Below are 20,548 nucleotides of genomic sequence, written 5' to 3'. Positions count from 1 at the left end.
CGGACGATATTCATTGAAACACAGGACGTTCCTCTTTCTGCAAGGGCCGACAAGCCCGTTTTTTTCCAAATTAGCAGACAAAATTTTATCTCTGGGCGCGCAGGTACACCGGATAAACTTTAACCCCGGAGACGCAGTCTACTGGATCAACAAACCTGCTTGGAGTTTTCGCGGAAACGCTACACAATTTCCAGACTATCTGGAAGAGAAGCTTAACTCTTATCAGATTACCGATATCATCATGATGGGCGATACCCGACCCGTACATTCTCCAGCGATTTCGCTGTCAAAAAAATATGCTATACGCTTACATATTTTTGATGAGGGTTACTTTCGACCTAATTGGTTAACCATGGAAGAAGAGGGAATTAATGGCCACTCTCGCCTTCCTCGTGATCCCAACTGGTATCGTGAGGTGAGTAAAAACATCCCCGCCTATAGGGACGGAAAATCCGTAACAAACCCTACATCGCTGTTAGCTATACATGAGATTGGCTATCACCTGCCTAATATCCTGAATCCTATTTTATATAAAGGTTACCAAACACATCGGCCATACATCTCGGGAATCGAGCTATTAGGCTGGGGGATTCGTTTTGCTAAGATGCCGTATTACAAACGTAGAGATAAAAAACGAATAGAAAACCTATTAACGAGTAAAAAACCTTTCTATATACTGCCTCTTCAGTTGGACAGTGACAGTCAGATCAAGGTGCACTCACCTTTTGCGAATATGGCTAATGTTATACGCCAAGTGATGCAATCATTTGCACGTTCAGCGCCAGCTGAGTCCAGACTACTCATAAAAAACCACCCGCTAGATACAGGCTTTACAACTTTCGATAAAATCATTGCTCGTTTAGAAAAAGAGATGGGGATAGAAGGTAGAACCGTCTATATAGAAAGCGGGCACCTGCCCACTCTACTACACCATTGCGAAGCGGTGATCATTGTTAATAGCACTGTAGGCGGTAGCGCATTAGGACATAATTGTCGAACGTTAACCTTATCTGACCCTATATATAACCTCCCAGGGTTAACCGCACAGTGCAGCCTCGACAAATTTTGGCAGGATACAGAAAAACCAGACGCAAAGTTATTTAAGCTGTTTAGAAACACCGTTATTCATACGACACAAATTAATGGCGGTTTTTTTAGTCCGTACGGCATTAAGTTAGGTGTAGAGGAAGCCGTTAAACGCTTAGCCATGCCCGTATGCCCCTTGGCAACGCTATTGAAACAACACCCAGTTAACTTACCCTAAGCTAGCTGTCACATGTTTTTTTCTATTACTTGTTCTAACACGAGAGCAGCGAGATCTGAGACATCCATCTTCTGACCTTCTTTAGAAAAAGTATTGGTACTCGCGTTATTATGCTTAGAACTCCATACAAAATAATCAGTTAAGCCACTAGGCTCTCCCAGCCCATTATATACATCAGCCATAATGGGCACATGGTCACCATACCAACACAGCACTCCTTCTCTGGCGTTATGCTGCAACTGTTCATGTAGCATATACGCCATCTTATCCGCATTGTGTAAATGACGAGCATAGACAGTTAAATCATCACACCCTTCCGGTTGCTTGCCCATTTTGTAAAATAATTTTTTATCAGTCACTAATGGTTGTTCTAAGTGCAATGGACCATGATTTTCCATAGTAATCACAAACACAAACAAAGGCTGTTCGGCTTCTGCAAGTATCTCAGCAACTTTCTCAGCAAGTGCCACATCACCGATATACTGCCCTTCTTTTTGGTCGCTAGAAAAAGCATTGATATCAATAAAATCATCGAAGCCTAACTGTGGATATAACCGATCTCGAAAATAAAAACTCGCCTCATAGGGGTGAATACAAATGGTACGATAACCCTGTTCTTTTAACGCATGCGCCAAAGTAAACGGCTGATGCTTCATAAAATAACGATAAGGGCTGAACTGATGAACGCCAAAAAAACGAGCAGGCAAGCCCGTTAAAAAGGCGCTCTCTGTTCTTATCGTATTAGCCCCCCAAGCAGGCACCGACAACCGACCGAACTGCACCGACTCTTGGCAGATATTATCAAACTGAGCCAACACCCCAAGCTTCAGAAGATCATAATCTTTACGTACATCAAAAAAAGACTCACTCTGCACCACAACCACATTTGGTAAAGATGAACAGGGTAAGAGCCTCTCATGCAGACTGTCATCCGTAAGACTCATCCGAACTGAAGCTTGAGAGGGCTTAAAAAAAAGATGCTCCATGCCGTAAAGCCATAAAAAAGCGACCTGGCCGACCCTCAAAAAATCCTCTTCTGGTAATAGCGTCATTTTTACTTTATTTGAGACAACCCCTATAACAATCAGCGCAGATGAAATCACTATAATGCAAAATATGACCAATCCATAATGCCAATCACTTGTATCCAATAATGAAGTTTCTAGGCTTAACCCTAGCGTTACAACGCCGAGAAAACCGATAGCAGCTAGGATCGCCTTATAAATACCAAAAAAAGGTAAGTACAGCCGTGGATGTTTAATCGCATCGGTAAAGTACTCAAAATCATAAATTAGGAAGGGTTCCCTCATCGAGTGATATTTAGCATTATTGACCAGCACAAGTAGCAGCTGAAATGCCAACACAACTCCCAATGCAAACCAAGGACGCCAAAATACTAAAAGAGATAAGCTGAACAGCAGTATAAAACTTCCCACGTGTAAGCATAAAAGAGGGAATGGTCGTCTCCAAAAAACAATAGCGCGAGGCTGTAACAACCATTCCATAGCAAAAGAGAGAAACAGACCAACCAATAGCGGCGCAGTCAATAATGACAACCCTGATGCTAAAAAAACTGAATTAGCCTCCATAATTCATCCATTTTACAATGCGTTGCGAAATAGCTGATGGCAACACAGCCAGCCACCAACAGCCAAAATTAAGCGGAAATGGAAAGCTAATACGAGCACGGTTTTTAGCCACACCCTGCTTAATAGCTTTAGCTGCTCGCTCGGGTGCCAACATAAATGGTTTCGGACCCGGCATCGCATGACACATATCGGAGGAAACATAACCAGGCATAACCACCGTAACACCGACATTATGCGGTGCTAACCAACCTCGAATCCCTTCCGCATACGCCTTAAGTGCTGCTTTACTAGCACTATAACTCGGCGTAACAGGCAAACCATAATAAGCAGCAAGCGAGCTCATTAAGACTAGTTGACCAGCTTTTCGTTGCTTCATCGCTAGTGCCATATGATGAATTAACATCATAGTTGATTTAACATTCAGATTGAGCAAATCCTCCATTTGCGACCATTGTTCTCCCGACTGCTCTGCGCCTGTATTAATGTTTATACCTGCATTAGCAATAACAATATCAGGCACACCGCCAGCAACAAGTTCACCGCACCAACGCTGCGTCATTTCCAAATCACTTAAATCAAAACTAACGACCGATACATCAGCACCTAAGGCAATACATTCTTTACTTAACAAAGCCAGTTGATCTGCATTACGCCCCTGTAAAACTAAAGAGCAGCCGTCTTTTGCATAGGTACGCGCTAACGCCCCACCAATTGACCCCGTTGCACCAGTGATCACTATTTTCAATTTACTACAGCCCCATATTAAATAACTTTCTGAGCATACATTTATTTTCTAATACAGGACAAAAGTCCACGTTATTTAAAATAGAAAATACGAAGAGAAAAAACAATGACGACATTACTTGTTACTATAATTTTTCATCTTTTCAAGAATCTATTTCTGATAACTCTATATATTCGTGTCTTAATACTAGGGCGTTGCGGGCTACCCAATTTTTTACTAAGCAGCTCAATAGCCGTCTCAATATCAATAACGTCGCCTGACTCAGAGTCAACATAAATAGGATACAAAATCAGTGCTCCAGCAACTAACTCGTTCAGTGTCAATTTTTTGTTGCGACGCTCACACGATAAATAATCATTAGTAAGCCCCCACCCAGCGTAAAACGGCATTCCATAAGTGCGAACCTTCTTCTGCCGCAATAAGCCCTCAAACCCAGACAATGAACTCATGGTATGAATTTCGTCTACAACATCGAACAAATCAGTAATTGAAATATCTGTAACCATCAAATCATATAGGGTCTCTGCTGTGGTTTGCAGATCACCAAAGCGACCTCCACTCAAAACATCAGGATGAGGTTTATAGATAATAAAAGCATCAGGATTTTCTTTTCTAACCACATCTAATAGAGCGTGGTTTGTTTTAATAACGGGAGAGCCTTTAGCAATAGAGGCATCAGTCTCTACTTGCCCAGGAACCAAAATTATTGTTCTATCGCTAGGTAATACAAGAGGGGTTGAAACGCCAACATTATATTTAGATAGTTTAAGTTCTACTAATCGGTTACAAATCTCTTCAGCCCGTAGCAATAAACTCTCATCAAATGTATAGGTATTATATATATTCTCAAGATCACTCGGTTTAGTCGAATCATAATAGATACCACAGGAGTCGATCACCAAGGAAAGTGGTGGTACAAGATCAGTACCTAAGCCCACTGAGCGAATGAAACCATCTTCCATACGCCATAGCTTTAGATTATTCCGTTTACAAAGCAGCTCAGCTCTATCACTTATTCGACTAGACCAAATAAGGAGGTTATCACCCGACTGTAATTTATTAATATCCTTTTCAAGGTTCTCTGTAAAAGTAACAGCTGCACCTAACCCTAAGTAATGAGGTATAAATTTAATCTTCCAATTAGAAAAATCGCTTGCAAACCAGCTCCCACGATACCTTTCTAGGTGTTGTTTCTGGTGAGCAATCAATTTAATCGTATCTTCAAGCTGACAAGGCACACCTGTATAAGGGTTAATATAACGGCAATATTGAATATAGGCAGCATAAAATACCTGCTCTAATGAACGTGATACACCACGTCGATTACAAGTCTGTCGATCATCAGTAAGCCCCCATCCCGCGTAGAAAGGCATCCCAAAACAGGTGACTTTTTTACCTGCCATTAACGCTTCAAAACCAAGTTGACTGGTAACAACATAGACATGTTCAACAACATCTAAGACTGACCAAGGGTTTATATCTTCAGCTAAAATCTGACAATTATATTTTTTTGCTACTTCTAGCAAATAACCTTTTTTCTTGCCAGCTAAAACATCGGGATGAATTTTTACTAGAATTTCAGCATCAGGATTTTCCTCAATAGCAGTTTCAAGCATCTCTTTAAAAGAGTCTTCAGAACCCATGCCATATTCAATAGAAGCATCACCAAACGTTTGATCAACCACTAAAACAACCGGTTTACCCGAAGATAAAGAACATAAGAATTTATCAGAAGACTGATTATATTTAGAAAGTTGGTAACGTTTTAAATCGCTAATACAGCGATGAGCACGAATATCATTAACAGCAGATAATTTATCTAAGCCATAGATAAGATCTTCCAAATCACTTTTACGAGTAGCATCATAATAGATTCCTGATTTGTCGATAATCATACTATGCTGTAGCGAACCATCAACACCCAGTCCTAAAGAACGAATAAACCCATCCTCTAAGCTAAGGTATGGCAAGTGAAACTTTAGCGCCAAATTTCGAGCCTTTTTAGCTGAGGATTTTAATCCCCAACCCGCTATATATGAGACATCTTGTGTAACATTGTGTGTCAATAATGAGCAAGGCATCCCAGTAAATGACTCAAGAAAAGGTATTTTCGCAATGCCTTTTGATACATAACCAATCATATTAATTATATATCCTTATGCATACTCACTGTGCGGCACCCGACATAACAGTAGCAAAACCTTCTGCCGTACTATAAACATCAGACTTATTTTGTGCATCTAAAATCAAATCTGACACTTCACGAAATGCGCCATCCCCACCGGCTTTGCTTAAGACCATAGAAGCTTTATTTTTCACGTAATCTGGCGCATCTGCAACAGCAAATGAATAACCACATGCTAAAAACGCAGGTAGATCAATAGTATCATCACCGATAAAAACCGTTTCAGAACGAATGACCTCAGCCTGCAGCATTAACTCATCGCAAGCAGCTAATTTATCTTTAACACCTAGCAACGACATGGAGATACCTAAATCTTGGATACGTTTACGTAATGTTTCAGAGTCACGTCCTGAAAGAACCGCCACACGAATGCCGGACTCCTCAAGCATTCTGATACCCAGACCGTCGCGAACATGAAAACGCTTAATACACTCTCCTGATACATCATAAAAAATAGATCCATCCGTCAAAACACCATCAACATCTGTAATGACAAGCCTAATATTTTTCAAAGGATTTTCAGGTTTTGCTGTGTGCGCGACTCCGTGAAAAATAGCACGCACTTTTTCTAAGCATTCAGGTGTATCAACCCCTGGACCCGTTCGTTGAACTTCTAACACATTGATTCGAATACCCGCTGACAACATGCGTAATTGCTCGAGCATTTCTGCCGTTTCCAAATCAGAGTCGGGCAGGTCTGAATACTGTTCCAATACTGCTTTTCTGTAGGCATATACCCCAACATGTTTGAAATATTTATCATAAGACGCTTCTCGAGGATAAGGGATAGGTGACCTGCTAAAATATAAAGCCTCCCCACCATGCGCTCTAACCACTTTCACAGTGTTAGGGTTTTTCGACTCAGATGAATCTATAGCATGGCACAATGTTGCTACATCAATTGTTTCATCTTGCATAAGGTTTACTAATGCATTTAAGTCCTCCGGCCTAATCAAAGGCTCATCACCCTGAACATTAATATAAACATCCGCATCTACTTGATTCATCACCTCTACTAAACGATCAGTACCCGAAGCATGCTCAGAGGATGTCATAAGTGCACAGCCAGAAAATGACTCAACCGCATCTAATACTCTACTATCATCGGTTGCGACTACAACACGGTCGACATTTGGTACGGCTGATGCCCGCTCATAAACATGCTGAACCATTGGCTTGCCTGCAATATCGGCAAGTGGTTTACCAGGTAGCCTTGAAGAACCATAACGAGCTGGTATTATGATGACCACTTTCATTTCTATTATCCCGTATATACAACAACGTACATTCATTTAACTAATATAAAAACATTTCAAACAGGCTTTAATCATCAACTACACTTCATTAGAAGTTAAACTCATAGGAAGCAGTTTTATTTCTTGTATATGATTTATTGAAAGCACGTAACACCAACAAACATTAGCAAAATACTATCAAACAAAAAACAAACTCCAAACCACAAAAAACATTAATTCTAATAAAAAAACTTACAAATTCATAAACAATAATCTTTGAAAAACTTCGCAAAAACCAAAGAGTATTTTATTTCTTAAACACGCCAACGACTTCATCATTCTTTTTGATAAGCAAAACGCCGACTCCTTTATTTTCCATCAAAATCAATGCATCTTCAACTCTTGTACCGACATTAACCGACAATGGATTTTTTGTCACAAACTCAGAAACATTCATTTTAAAAACCTCACTTTGATGGGTTTTTATCAGTCGTCTTATATCTCCATCAGTTACTATTCCATAATTTTCAATATCATTAACAATCGCTATTCCTAATCCGCTTGTGGTCATTACACCGATCACATCAAGTAATAAGCTGGAGCTTGATATAAATGGAAGGTTCTTCGTAAACATCTCATTTTCAACTCTAGAAAGTAATCTACGTCCTAGAGATCCACCTGGATGAAATCTCGCAAAATGTTCTGGCCTAAAATCTCTTGCTTTCATTAGCGTTACAGCAAGTGCATCTCCCATTGCCAGTGTTGCCGTAGTTGATGCCGTTGGTGCTAACTGCAGCGGACAAGCCTCTTCTTCAACTCCAACATCAAGATGTGTGTTAGCGGCTAGTGCTAACGTCGACTTAGGATTACCCGTCATCGCTATTATGAAATTATTATTATCTTTTAAAAAAGGAATTAATTTAACAACTTCTTCTGTTTCACCCGAGTTGGATATAGCAATAAAAATATCATCACTGGTTACCATACCTAAATCACCATGATAAGCTTCACCCGGATGCATAAAAAAGCTCGGTGTACCAGTACTCGCCAATGTAGCAGCGATTTTTTTTCCAATAATCCCAGACTTCCCCATACCCGAAATAATAACTTTTCCTTTTGTCGCTATTATTTCATCGATTGACTTAATATAATCACAGTCAAGCTTATCTTTTAGTACCAACACTGCACTTGCTTCTATTTGAAAAACATCTTTTGCTAAATCGATAAAGCTTTTCAAGAAAATCCCCTTTAAATTAATGAACATTCAGATACATATTTGTAACAACTAAAATGTATTACTTATGCTTAATTTTTAATTACTATTTACGCCAATGATTGATTTCATCTTCTGTAAATTTAGACTTTCGTCCTCTATTCCACGTCACATCTTGTTTGACGACTTTCCCAGGTGTTCCGGCAACAATAACATTGGATTCATTAAATGAATCATTTATGAAAGCATAGGCTCCGACAATACTATCCGACGCGATCTCGCTACCTTTACTCAACAGGGCGCCAACACCAACCCAAACATGATCACCAACTATAATCGAAGCAGGCATGTTTATACGACGACGATTTTTTAGATTAATTACAGAGTGCGCGTCAGTGGTACGTATTTCCACATCTCGAGAAAACATGCACCAATGCCCAATATCAATATTACAACCTTCTTGGCAAAGCATATATACCGAGCCAAAAGTTGTTTTTTCACCGACACTCACTCGTTGGCCCTTACCTTTAATTAAAATACGTCCACGTACAATACAGGCTTCACTTAACACAACTTCATTGTTATCCCCTTGGATAGTTAAGTCGCCATTAAACTTCATACCAGGCCCAAAATATATATGATTCCCAGTACCTTTCACAATAATACTTCCACGAACATCAAGAGCAGAGTCTATATCAACTGTATTATTATCACTTAAAGACTTCATCAATTTAGGTTTTTTTCTGGCCGGAGTTACGGGCATAATATCGACTATTTTTTTTTCAGTCTCGACCGTTGGCTTACCCTTCAACAACATCCTCAACCATTTCAAAATAAAACACCTATTAATAATATATTTAAAGAAATTACATATCTAAAAAATAGCGACCAATTTTTTCTAAATCGTCAAGGTCTTTATCTCTTTGTGAGTATGTTTTTCTCTTTCGAACAATATCGAGATTAGCAAACTTAAAGCCACGAATATAAAGATGCAAGGCCCTATCAGAAAGAAGAGTATCATCACTTATAATACCTGTAACATCTTTCGCATAATTCTTATTTACTATATCTACTGACTCTGTTAAAGCACTTGCTTTATCTGAAAAATGCATTTCGCGCACAGAGTTAGTAACGGTAATATCTAAATCGTCAGCTTGCCTAATTCCATAGGCATCCAGAACAGCTCCCCCAACAGCACAGCCATCAAGAATACTTTCCCCACGCTTCAACAATTCAGCTTTAACTTGAGCTATCCATTTACTCAAATGAGGAGATAAAGTTTTTTTTCTTTGACGCAGCATATTTAAAGTAGGAGCGTGGAAAAAAATTCGCGCTAGATGCATAGTTTCCTTAAAATTATCGGAAGTATGCAAAGTGCAAAAACAACTCTCCGGCATGACGGCTTCATACTTTTGCCGAATGTCCGTCTTTAAAGTGTTAACTCTTGCAGTATCGCAACCTACCACCAACACTCTCACCTTAGACGAATAGCTTGCTAAACGCTCCACTTTAGCCATTATACTAGGCATAAATTCGGCTACTTTATCAATGCTGTAAATATCTTTGATTAATTCAGACATTCCGGGCTCTGTAAACAGTATATCTCGTTGTGTTACCAAGTTTACATCCCTAGCTATAGTTTCTGTTATCTCATCCCAATATTCAATCACAGCTGGCCACAAAATAACAATGTGGCTTTTGTTCTGCGTAGACTCTAGCCAACATAACATTAATTCATTAAGCTCATTAAGATCAAAGCCTCTCTGGACGAACCAAGTAAAATCCCAGCGAGTTCCAACCGGCTTATCCATAAACATAACGGGCACGGTTGGTAAGTTTAGTGCCATAGCGACAGCACTACGATGAGCTCCATTCATCAATACAGCGTCTTGCCCCAGCGGTATTGCATGGTTATCATAAAAACCATGTTCCTCTATTGAAGCTACTAACTGAATAAAGCTTTCTCGATAATCTTGTAAACTCATCTTTGCTAGGTTACCCGGCTCATCCCCTTTAGTTCTTAGGTAAATATGTCGTAAATACAAACCTTCTATATCGACACCTGAATGACTAGATGTAAATCCAAGTAGGAACCGTGCATATAAAATTTTCGCACATAAATCGAAGCGCCACGGAGACATAAGTACCTCCGGCGCAACATAACTCAAATGACTACTGTCGGATGACAATATAGCTACTTCATAGGTTAAAGAGGTATACCCTAAGTCAACAGCTCGTTGATAAGCTTCTATTGCCGCTTTCTTGTCTGAGTCAGCAAGTAAGCGACCAAGCTCTGCGTACCAATTAACATGGCTATCATCTAATTCAACAGCTCTACGATATGCGCCAATAGCTAGTTTTTTTTGTCCACTTTTTAAATAAGCAGAAGCTAATTCAGCATACCAAGCTGGTGTTCCCTTTTCTTGTTCTTTATTCAAGGCAGCAAGATAACATCTAATAACATTACTATAATCATGCAATTTAGCATAGCACTGTGCCTGTCGGACAAACCAAATAGACTTTCCTATTCCAAGCTCGAAATCGATAGCTTCCTGATAACTAGAAGCGGCTTTTCGCCACTCTTTCAGTTTCATCAGTACCAGGCCTTTTTGTGCAAAATATTGGGAATTACATTTAATATCAATGGCACTTTCTATTGAAATTAGAGAATTTTTAAACTTACCTAGTGAATAATAACATTTACTCAAACCAAAAAGAGCACCTAAATGTGTAGATTTAGCCTCAATAACTTTTTGATAAACTAGGATAGATTTTTCCCACTCATTTAAAGACCTATAATTTTCAGCCATACGAAAAAACCATAAAATATCAGGTTCAAAGCAACTGACTAATATTTTATAATTTTTAATGGCCAAACAATAATCATTTAGCTTTTCGGCGATATCCGCGAGAAAGAGCAACACTAAACGCTTATCACAATCAGGTTTTTCTAATAACGCTGCATACCGCTCATATGCTAATGGCCATTGTTTTTTATTATAGGAGTCCTCTGCATTACTATAACTAATATCTTTACCCATTTATTTTAAATCCTTAATACTGGTACCATATCGTCTACGATATTTTAGTTACTATCCCGTTAAGATAAGCGAACATAGCATCAGGCCTTACAACTAGCTCGCTTGCAATAGATCTACGCTCTAGCTCATCTAAGGCTTTAACAGGATCATAAAATGGGATTCCAGCTAACGATTCTAGCGAATACTGCCACCACTTTAGCTTTAGTAGTCGCTTAATAAGTTCTGGTTCAAACCTATAACGAATTGTTTTAGCGGGGACTCCGCCAACTATTTCATATGGCTTAACATCTCGTGTAACAACAGCTCCTGCACCAATCACAGCACCATGGCCTATAGTTACTCCCCTCATAATAGTGACATTTGCTCCTATCCAGACATCATGTCCAATAACACCTGATTTTTTTTGAACTGGAGATTCTATTACGGGCGACAATTCTAAATACTTTTTATATTCCTGTGCAAAACTAAAGTCATTCCCATTATATTGAAAAGGATGAGTCGACAAGTAAGTTAAAGAGTGTTCGCCATCGCCAACCCTTAAGTTTGGAGCAATAGAGCAAAACCGACCTATACTACGAAGCGATCTAATCTGGGCCTGCCTTAAATATGAGTAAGCCCTGATTTTTAAATTACAATTAATCACGCCACCTATAAGTCTTACGGGATATTCAATTGATACTTTTTTATTTTTAGCTATCTTGCATCTACCAAAGCAAATATCAATATTCTTTTCGTCATCAATTTTCATTTTATAAATCGTCCAACAACTTACTGTTTTTTACTATATACATTCAGATAATGAGCCTACTGCGAAAGTAAAAAACTTTTGACTATCTAAAGCATTCCCCCACTCACTCCAACCGCTAACAAACATAAAATCTAACTTTGCCTGCTTTGCCGATTCAAAATCATATTGACTATCACCTAAAAAAAGTGCCGGATAATTGATATTACCAGCAGCTATTTCTCGCTCTAAAATTTCAGATTTATTATCAGGGCTTCCGAAAATACCGCCATCAAAAAATGATATTAAATTTCTCTTATTAAAAATATCTCTAAGCTCATCTTGATCACCGCCTGAAACGATAAGCCAATTTGCATCTAAGTTTTTTTTACGTAACAAAGCTAAATCTGCTACTTCACACCGAAGCAACCCATGCATGACTTCTTCAGCATAACTCTTTAATAAAGTTTTATAATCAGGACCTTCTACTCCGGGAACAACCGTGGACAAAAACCATTCAAATTTTTCGTAACGGGAAATCCCTCCACGCTCTAGATGAAAGTCGACAAGTGCTTGTGCAGCAGGCTGCCCATACGGTAGTGCTGCTTGATAAAATGCTTCAGTTTTGACCTTATTAGAATTCAAAACAACGCCATCACAATCAAACACCAACGTTTTATATTTATTTAGCATTATAGTGCACCTTATTCACTTTTAATGCGGCCTCAACTGCAGCAACATCCTCAGGAACATCGACTGCAAGACTGCCTGGTTGAGTCTCAAACATTCGAATTTTTTTTCCTATTTCCAGAAATCTCAAAATCTCTATATCTTCACTAAACTCTAGTTCACTCTTACGACCAAAAGATTTATACCAAGATAGCTCTTCAGAAGTAAAGGCGTAAATACATACCTGCTTTTTATAACGTTTAGGCGCACATTTAATATCTTTATAGCCGGGCAGTGCCTTTCTTGACATATAAACTAATAAGTTATCCTCCGTAGTAATCACCTTAGGAATATTGCAACTATCCGGATCTTCATCTTCAGATATCCAGCAGTAACCATTGATAACTTCTTCCATGTTATGTTGCTTAGCCTTAATTGCTAAGAGAATATCGTCTGGATTAACTAGAGGCTCGTCACCTTGTACATTGACATATATCTCAGCATTTATTTGCAAGGCGGCTTCTGCTAGCCTATCCGTGCCCGTTAAACAGGTGTTCGTAGTTATAACCGCATTAAACCCAGCCGCAGTTACAACATCAGCGATACGCTGGTCCTCTGTTGCTACATATACATTTTCTACACCAACGGCTTTAGCTGATAACTCCGCTACCCACAATACCATTGGCTTTCCAAGTAAAGGAACAAGCGGCTTACCAGGATAACGACTTGACGTATATCGTGCGGGGATTAGTACTACGGCTCTCATGTGTTTTCCTGCATGGCATAAATTGATATTGTTGGTATATTATAAATAGTGGGTGTAACAGAAAAAATATCTTTACTTGAAACAGCACTATAAGTCTGCAACAACTTTTGCATTTCTAATGTTCTTCGGTCTCCTGCACCGTAACCATCAAAACCTGCAAGCAACATGCGCTCTGCTCTGCCACTAGTGGCTATTGCTAAGGCATAACTGATTACTAGCGAGTTTGGTACTACTGCACTAGTTAAGCCGAAACTAAATGTGTCCGACTTAACAGTTAAGCCAAAATCAAACAATACACAATCTTCAAGTGAATTCACGACATCTTCGGGTAATGTTGACGCTGGAGTAATAAGTGGCTGCGATAGCGTAGTATGCACTTGACAGTCTGCACGCAACCTCATTGGGTGGCAAGCTACACGAATATCAATAAGTGTCTGCTCAACTGATGACTGTGTATTCAGTGCAATAACAATAGGTTTTTTTAGTCTAATATAATTTTCTATTGCTGCCTTATGTTCAGCCACCCCAGGGCCTCCTCCTAAGATTAAAACTTCACGGCCTTCGATAAGCCCTGCTGGTGCCCAATCTCCCTTGGCCTCATTTTGATAAAAGCACCTAGTAGCATCAAGATCATTGATGCTAAATTTTTTACCACCCTCCTCTTTTAGATGACTAATAGCCGCCAGAATATCTTCTTCTGTATACCGAGAGTCACTGAGCATTTCTTGTATGTAAGTAGGATGGATGCCGTACTTTCCAGATAAATAATAATAAGGATTTGAACCCCAACCGCATTTATTTTTTAATGGTTGAAAATATTTTTTTATTACCCCCATTAAAGGAACCATATTGATTGATTGACTGCGAAGATCGGCAACTTCGATAACTAGCTCTTCTGTGCGGGCATTACCAGGCCCTCGTCCCATACCTGTTACTGTCGCATCGAGCCAAGTAACACCTTCTTTTGCAGCCTGTAACGTATTGGGCAGTGCCAACCCCATATTGTCATGAGTATGAATACCCATAGCACCTTGCCAATGCTTACGTAACCAAGACAAAATCAGTGAAGTTTGAACTGGATCCATACTCCCCATACTGTCAGCAAAATAAAGTACATCAAGCGGATATCTACTAGCTTCAAGAGATAATGCTTCAATCTCTTCTTGTGAGCGATCAGCGACTTGCATCAAGTTAAAACCAACAATATAACCACGCGCTTTTAACCAATCAGAAGCAGGGAGTGCTTTAACAAACTCATGCACATGACAGGCGATACGTACTACTGAAACAGGCGAATATTCTGCATCACTAGGAAAAAGCTTTTCTAAAGCAGAGGTAAGCGGTAAGTCCCCTAACAACTCACTCGCATTTATCATGACTGCAATATCGAGCCCCGACGGTAAGGTCAATGAACGAATATAACTATCGCTAGTAAAAGCATTCGCCCCCTTAAATCCTCGATTATTTAAGGAGCGTAGCCCTAACTCTACAATATCAACACCAGAAGCTTGCATGGCAGTAAGGTAGTTATTAGTAACATCAAGAGGAAAGTTCCATTTATTGTAATAGCCTCCATCACGTAACGTACAATCCAAAATCATTACTTCAGACATGCTGCCCACCTATTTCAACCAAAGGTAATGACGGCTTATTATTAACTATCCAGTCAATACATTCTTCCATACTACATGGTTCTTGGGTTTCAGGATTAAAGAAAATGCTATAATGAAAAAAGACTGCCGCAAACAACGCCTCAATAGATAAACAACGTCGAGGGTTTTTAACCAAAACCATATCTGATGTTAGTCCCCAACCGGCATAAAACGGAACGCCAAAACAGCGTACAGGCTTTCCAACCATCAAAGCTTCGAAACCGACACCGCTAGTCATAACAAAAACTTCATCAACCTGTTTAATCAACGAGATGATATTACATTGCACGTCAATTAGCGTGAGCTTATCGTTATCAAGATGCTTATTAATTTCTGCCAAATTACCATCCTTAGCACCCGCAACCGTTTCGGGGTGAAGCTTCAAGAAAACTTCAGAATCTGGTTGATCGAGGGCATACTGCAACATATCCCCGAATTGATAAGTTTCACATTGACCAAGCAATATGGAATTATCATTTGCTGTCTGATCTATCACCAAGATACGGCGTAAAGCTTTTTTCTTGGGCAGCAATGCATCAGCTGAATTATTATATTTGGTGATATTGTTATTAACAATTTTAGTCATCAACTCATTAGCCCGGATATCACTATGAGCAGAAAGTATATCGTCACTGCCATTCAAAATACTCTCAATCCTTGAAGGCCTAGTTGTATCGTAGAAAATCCCAACATCATCCAAAACCAATGAAAAATTAAATCTTTTTTCACTAGGTAAATACATTGACGAAATAAATCCATATTCAACTAGATAGTTTTTAATATCTAGTCTTTCTGATAGTTTCCTTGATATCTCGCCAGTTCTTCCTCGACCAAACCCAAATAAAATATCCGAATGCCCAAGTCTAGCAAGTATTTTATCGCATTGACCTTCAACACCACCGCTGTCTAGATATTTAATATAATTTTCAGCATTTTTAGAAGATACGACAGAAATGTCACTGCCAAAAATTTCATAATCCTTAAGACCTGGAGAAATAGAGATTAATGAACCAACAGGATGCTCTAAATTTGGACCGGATCGCGTTGCTATATCAGTAGAGCTTGTTATTTTATTTTCATAAACACGCTGTATCCTAGTAGGCGTTTTCTGATGATCATTATCGCAAAGCAGTGTTCTGAAAAACTCGGCTTCTTTAATCCAGTCATGTCTATCGCTAGAAAAAGCCTGCTTATCTGAATAATGATAATTTGTTTTCATTTCAGCCAACCAGTTATCATCTAAATATGAGAACCCATAATAATTATTCTGGCATAAAGGTCCAATTAACTTATATAACTGATAAGCCATCAAAATACCTGCGGAAGGTGGAGCAGATAATATTGTTTGTGCCTCATAGAATAATGAAGCATCAAAAAAAGCAATTGGATAGCCTTCATTTACTAAATTAAAAATAGCTTCCCACTCCGAGTACGGTCGAGAGTATCTATTACATCCGGTAAAAACAGTAAGAGAATGCTCTTTTTGAAAATCCTTCTTTACATAAGAATCAAAAGGCAGCCTTACCCAAACATCTGTTTTAACACCATAATCCTCAGAATAAGGATAGTCAGTTGAATAATTATTAAACCTAATAACAAGTTTAGTATTATCAATTTCCCCCCCTAGCTTTTTACCTAACAATGATGGTGAGTTACCAACTATACATACAGAACCGCCTGACATTAAAATAAGCTCTTTCAACTTTGTTTGGCTTTTTCTAATTCGACAAAAAGTATCATAAGAATCTTTATCTAAATAATCGCTATAACCATTCTTATAGAGATAATATCTCAAAAACATAAAATTATTATATTTTGCTCCTGTTTTTTTAGCACTGATCATTGCGGCCTTAGCTTTAGACAAATTACCAGAATCTGCATAAAAAGCTGCCTGCAACAGTTTTATCTTTCCATACTGTATACTTTTTCTCTTTTCCAGATTTACATTAGAAAGGTAATATTCCAATTTATTTAGCAACTTGATGGATACAGAGTCTTTTTCCCAAAGGTAGTTAATATAATGATAGATATAATTTAAACTGCCTTTACTAATACAAATACACTTCTCAAAGTTCTTTTCAATCTCAACAGAAAAACGCCCCAAACGGCGTAAAACATGCGTTATTTTATAAAAAACGTCCGCCTTTGGCTTAAGATAACTAAGATTTTTTAAAGTTTCATACGCCTTTTCAAACTCTTTAATTTCAATTAAAAAATCAGCTTTATATGCCAAATGCTCTATATTCCTAGGATTCAACGCAGAATCTAGCAATGCAATACACTCTTCATAATCACCATGTGCCTTTAACTCTCCAATTTTTTTATAAGTTAAACGCTCCTCTAGATATTTAACAGCATCTTCAAAACTAATTGGTGAGCATGATTCCGGATCGAAATATCTAGGATATAATAAATAGGCAGCCGCGAATACTTCTTCGATAGTTAAAGTTCTATTTCTTCGTGGGTTAAATTGACGATCATCGGTAAGGCCCCACCCTGCATAAAATGGACATCCTAATACAGTAACTTTAATTTTTCTTAGCAGTGCCTCAAAACCGGCTAGTGAAGTTAGAGTATATACATGATCTATCGTTTCGAACGCCGAGGCTAAAGATACATTTTCTACTAGAATTAAGGCAATATCAGAAACGTATTCTGGGTTACTACGTTTGGCCCTGTGACCAGCAAGCACATCAGGATGTGGCTTATAGATAATTTGAGCATTAGGGTTCTCTTTGTGAGCTAACCTTACCAAATCATTATTAGACATTTTTTGCGCCATTCCAAACTTAATTGACGCATCATCCTCTACTTGACCTATAACGAGAATTCGTTTTCTATCCTTAGGGCCATAAATATCAACAATATTTGTAACGCTTGAATTATTATATTTACTTAACCCATTACCTAACAGCTTCTTTATACCCAATTTTGACCGAGAAATAATATCGTCGTCAAACTTTGTTTTTAGCAACATCCTTTCTAGGTCAGATTCCATATTCGAGTCAAAATATAGAGTTCTTAAATCTAAAGTCAAAGACACAGGCTTATCACCACTACGCCCTAAGCTCACAGACCGAAGAAAACCATCTTCCAAGTAAATTGTTTCAATCCCAAGACTATCCATATGACGCTTAACATAGCCTCTATATTTAAAGCCCCACGAAAAAAAAGCTGCTTTTCCAGATACACTTTCAACTATTTTTTTATATTCATTTTTATAAATTTGCGCCGTAATGTTCGATGGTAATTTCAAAAATTTAAAATCACTAAAATAACTTTCAATAACATTAAAGAGCGATGAATCTTGAATTATTATTGTATCGACACTATCCAGTAAATCTTTACTACCTTCTTTTTCTTTTATATTAACTGCAATTTCACCTTCTACTACTCTATCAACTTCTACTGTTTTACCAACTTCTACTGACTTATCAATGTCTACAGCCTTATCATCTTCTACTGCGTTACCAACTTCTACTGCCACTTCAACACCTACTACTTTATCAATACTTACGTTGGTTAATATGCTATTGGTATTTTTTTCATCATAAATAGAATTAACTATATCTTCAAAAGCCAATTCCGCACCACTATATATATCAAAATATTTAGGATATAAAAGATAAGAGATACTAAATAATTGCTCGAGGGTTAACTTTCTCTGACGTCGTTCGTTTGCTTGTCTATCATCTGTTAACCCCCAACCAGAATAAAATGGACAACCTAATGTCGTGACCTTGACCCCTCTCATCAACGCTTCAAAACCAGCTAGCGATGTAATGGTATAAGCATGATCAATAGTTTCTAAAGCATTAGCCAATGGAATATCTTTTGTCAACACTAAACAAATATCAGCGACTTCTTGTGGATTTGATTGAAAAACTCGATGCCCATTTAATACATCGGGATGAGGCTTGTAAATTATTTGTGCGTCAGGATTTTCTTCAGCAGCCAACCGTACAACATCATTATTGGTTAGATTTTTTTCGCAACCGAATTTTATCGAAGCGTCATCTTCTACTTGTCCTAATACCAGAATACGTCTGCTTACTTTTTTCCCATAGAATTTACTTATATCTACAGGGCGGCTATTATTATATTTACTAATACCTGTATCGCAAATTAACTTTATTCCCGCTTCTGCACGTTTTAATAGGCTTGAGTCTTCAGTAAAATCAAAGCTATTTAGCAACATCTCCAAGTCAGTTGGTTTGGTAGCATCAAAATAAGGGCTAACAGAATCTAGACATAAAGACATCGGTGGTGCTTTAGTCGCCCCTAACTTGATAGAACGTACAAAACCATCTTCAACAAATTTAGTAGCGATTTTTTCATCCTTCAAAAAATCAAATATAAAATTTGGAGCCTTAAAACCCCATATAAAGACCTGACAAGACTTTCTATACTTTAATATTTCTCGTCGATATTCAGCTTTGAACTGTTTTTCACTAACATCTTTGGGTAAAAAAAATAATTCATATTCATCGAAATATTTTCTCAGATAAGTTTTCCAAGTACTAAAGCCAATAACGAATATTTTTCGCTTACCTTTTGGTTTTACCGCCTTTTTATTCCCCAAAAAGCGTACTAATTTATTTACCTGTTTTGGCAAGCTATGCATAACCGTCATTTAACCTTTCATTTCTAATATCGCGCAATTGAGCATATTTATCACGTTTCTGCTGATAATTTATTCTCGCCTTTTCCATTTCTTTTTTAGCACTTACAAAACCGCTAAAATCAAACGAATCAACTGATTTTTCTAAATCGTTAATGGGAGCCACCACAGGATAAGAATTGTGATACGCATCAATAGCCTCATTAATATCATCATACCACTGAGCCTCACCATCGTTAATAAATATTCCAGCCTCACATAGTTCTTTTAAAACCCCTTCACTATGAGAAACCATAATAAGACTTGATTGACCTACTTTTTCTGCAAAGGCTTCACGAGCTTTTTCTTTAAATAACCGGTCACCAACAGCTGTTGCCTCATCAGAAATATAGACATCAAAATCAAAAGCAAGCGACAATCCAAACGCAAAACGTGACCTCATACCAGACGAATATGTCTTTACAGGTTCATCAAAAGCATCACCTATTTCTGCAAAGCGTTCAACAAAAGCAATGACTCTTAAAATTTCTTGCCTGCTCCCCCCTTGAACACGCGCCACAAACTTAACATTTTGCCGGCCGGTCATACTTCCTTGAAAACCACCACTCAAACCCACCGGCCAAGAAACGCGGCTATGCCTAATGACTTCTCCTTTATCAGGCGTATCCATCCCCGCTATTAGTTGCAGTAAAGTTGATTTACCTGCACCGTTACGCCCTATCAGACCAACACTTACACACTTAGGTATAACTAGGTTGATATTCTTTAACACCCAGTCACTTCCATGATGGTTATGATAGCGCTTATAAAGATTTTTGATCTCTATCATTTTACTTATTATCCA

13 protein-coding genes and 1 pseudogene are annotated in these 20,548 nt (G+C 38.3%); 1 reads left to right on the top strand and 13 read right to left on the bottom strand.

What is annotated here, in order from left to right; genetic code table 11:
• The first annotated feature begins 13 nt into the window (after positions 1-13).
• Positions 14-1,264, top strand: coding sequence for a capsule biosynthesis protein (locus KO512_RS06020; protein WP_215951430.1), 1,251 nt, complete (start codon positions 14-16; stop codon positions 1,262-1,264).
• 8 nt (positions 1,265-1,272) lie between these two features.
• On the opposite strand, the gene KO512_RS06015 is transcribed toward KO512_RS06020, so the two are convergent.
• The 13 genes and pseudogenes from KO512_RS06015 to KO512_RS05955 all read right to left on the bottom strand — a co-directional run bounded on the left by KO512_RS06015 (position 1,273) and on the right by KO512_RS05955 (position 20,533).
• Positions 1,273-2,853 carry an LTA synthase family protein gene (locus tag KO512_RS06015; RefSeq protein WP_215951429.1) on the bottom strand — a complete coding sequence of 527 codons (1,581 nt, stop codon included), beginning with the start codon at positions 2,851-2,853 and terminating at the stop codon, positions 1,273-1,275.
• Positions 2,843-3,589 carry an SDR family NAD(P)-dependent oxidoreductase gene (locus KO512_RS06010; protein WP_354667737.1) on the bottom strand — a complete coding sequence of 249 codons (747 nt, stop codon included), beginning with the start codon at positions 3,587-3,589 and terminating at the stop codon, positions 2,843-2,845. Before KO512_RS06010 ends, KO512_RS06015 begins: the two co-directional genes overlap by 11 nt.
• Before the next feature lie 143 nt (positions 3,590-3,732).
• The gene (locus tag KO512_RS06005) at positions 3,733-5,739 is read right to left on the bottom strand and encodes a capsular polysaccharide biosynthesis protein (RefSeq protein WP_215951428.1); all 2,007 of its coding nucleotides are present in this window, start codon (positions 5,737-5,739) and stop codon (positions 3,733-3,735) included.
• 25 nt (positions 5,740-5,764) lie between these two features.
• Positions 5,765-7,039 (bottom strand): 3-deoxy-manno-octulosonate cytidylyltransferase, encoded by a 1,275-nt coding sequence (kdsB, locus tag KO512_RS20455; RefSeq protein ID WP_215951427.1) that lies wholly within the window; start codon positions 7,037-7,039, stop codon positions 5,765-5,767.
• A 286-nt stretch (positions 7,040-7,325) separates the two neighbouring features.
• Entirely contained in the window at positions 7,326-8,255 is a 930-nt protein-coding gene (locus KO512_RS05995) for a KpsF/GutQ family sugar-phosphate isomerase (protein WP_215951426.1), read from the bottom strand.
• Between the two features lie 82 nt (positions 8,256-8,337).
• Positions 8,338-9,042 (bottom strand): acyltransferase, encoded by a 705-nt coding sequence (locus tag KO512_RS05990; RefSeq protein WP_215951425.1) that lies wholly within the window; start codon positions 9,040-9,042, stop codon positions 8,338-8,340.
• A 55-nt stretch (positions 9,043-9,097) separates the two neighbouring features.
• Positions 9,098-11,272, bottom strand: coding sequence for a tetratricopeptide repeat protein (locus KO512_RS05985; protein WP_215951424.1), 2,175 nt, complete (start codon positions 11,270-11,272; stop codon positions 9,098-9,100).
• Positions 11,273-11,500: 228 nt separating this feature from the next.
• Positions 11,501-11,660: pseudogene (locus tag KO512_RS20625) on the bottom strand (DapH/DapD/GlmU-related protein); the annotation flags it as partial.
• A 393-nt stretch (positions 11,661-12,053) separates the two neighbouring features.
• Positions 12,054-12,689: an HAD family hydrolase gene (locus KO512_RS05975; protein WP_215951422.1), complete on the bottom strand. Its 636-nt coding sequence runs from the start codon at positions 12,687-12,689 to the stop codon at positions 12,054-12,056.
• The gene (locus KO512_RS05970; protein WP_215951421.1) at positions 12,679-13,431 is read right to left on the bottom strand and encodes a 3-deoxy-manno-octulosonate cytidylyltransferase; all 753 of its coding nucleotides are present in this window, start codon (positions 13,429-13,431) and stop codon (positions 12,679-12,681) included. Before KO512_RS05970 ends, KO512_RS05975 begins: the two co-directional genes overlap by 11 nt.
• Positions 13,428-15,044 carry an aldolase catalytic domain-containing protein gene (locus KO512_RS05965; RefSeq protein ID WP_215951420.1) on the bottom strand — a complete coding sequence of 539 codons (1,617 nt, stop codon included), beginning with the start codon at positions 15,042-15,044 and terminating at the stop codon, positions 13,428-13,430. The genes KO512_RS05970 and KO512_RS05965 overlap by 4 nt, the downstream gene beginning before the upstream one ends.
• Positions 15,037-19,716 (bottom strand): glycosyltransferase family 29 protein, encoded by a 4,680-nt coding sequence (locus tag KO512_RS05960; RefSeq protein WP_215951419.1) that lies wholly within the window; start codon positions 19,714-19,716, stop codon positions 15,037-15,039. The genes KO512_RS05965 and KO512_RS05960 overlap by 8 nt, the downstream gene beginning before the upstream one ends.
• Positions 19,700-20,533 carry an ABC transporter ATP-binding protein gene (locus KO512_RS05955; protein WP_215951418.1) on the bottom strand — a complete coding sequence of 278 codons (834 nt, stop codon included), beginning with the start codon at positions 20,531-20,533 and terminating at the stop codon, positions 19,700-19,702. The genes KO512_RS05960 and KO512_RS05955 overlap by 17 nt, the downstream gene beginning before the upstream one ends.
• Positions 20,534-20,548 lie beyond the last annotated feature (15 nt).

It is taken from the genome of Amphritea atlantica (genome assembly GCF_018860855.1).
Taxonomy (GTDB): domain Bacteria; phylum Pseudomonadota; class Gammaproteobacteria; order Pseudomonadales; family Balneatricaceae; genus Amphritea; species Amphritea atlantica_A.
Note: the sequence above shows the minus strand (reverse complement) of the source record. Positions and strands in the feature narration are given on the sequence as shown.

What these genes read in the sequence shown, in the direction of transcription:
- KO512_RS06015 (WP_215951429.1), bottom strand. Translation starts at nt 2,853, where the DNA reads ATGGAGGCTAATTCAGTTTTTTTAGCATCAGGGTTGTCATTATTGACT.
- KO512_RS06005 (WP_215951428.1), bottom strand. Translation starts at nt 5,739, where the DNA reads ATGATTGGTTATGTATCAAAAGGCATTGCGAAAATACCTTTTCTTGAG.
- kdsB (WP_215951427.1), bottom strand. Translation starts at nt 7,039, where the DNA reads ATGAAAGTGGTCATCATAATACCAGCTCGTTATGGTTCTTCAAGGCTA.
- KO512_RS05985 (WP_215951424.1), bottom strand. Translation starts at nt 11,272, where the DNA reads ATGGGTAAAGATATTAGTTATAGTAATGCAGAGGACTCCTATAATAAA.
- KO512_RS05975 (WP_215951422.1), bottom strand. Translation starts at nt 12,689, where the DNA reads ATGCTAAATAAATATAAAACGTTGGTGTTTGATTGTGATGGCGTTGTT.
- KO512_RS05970 (WP_215951421.1), bottom strand. Translation starts at nt 13,431, where the DNA reads ATGAGAGCCGTAGTACTAATCCCCGCACGATATACGTCAAGTCGTTAT.
- KO512_RS05965 (WP_215951420.1), bottom strand. Translation starts at nt 15,044, where the DNA reads ATGTCTGAAGTAATGATTTTGGATTGTACGTTACGTGATGGAGGCTAT.
- KO512_RS05960 (WP_215951419.1), bottom strand. Translation starts at nt 19,716, where the DNA reads ATGACGGTTATGCATAGCTTGCCAAAACAGGTAAATAAATTAGTACGC.
- KO512_RS05955 (WP_215951418.1), bottom strand. Translation starts at nt 20,533, where the DNA reads ATGATAGAGATCAAAAATCTTTATAAGCGCTATCATAACCATCATGGA.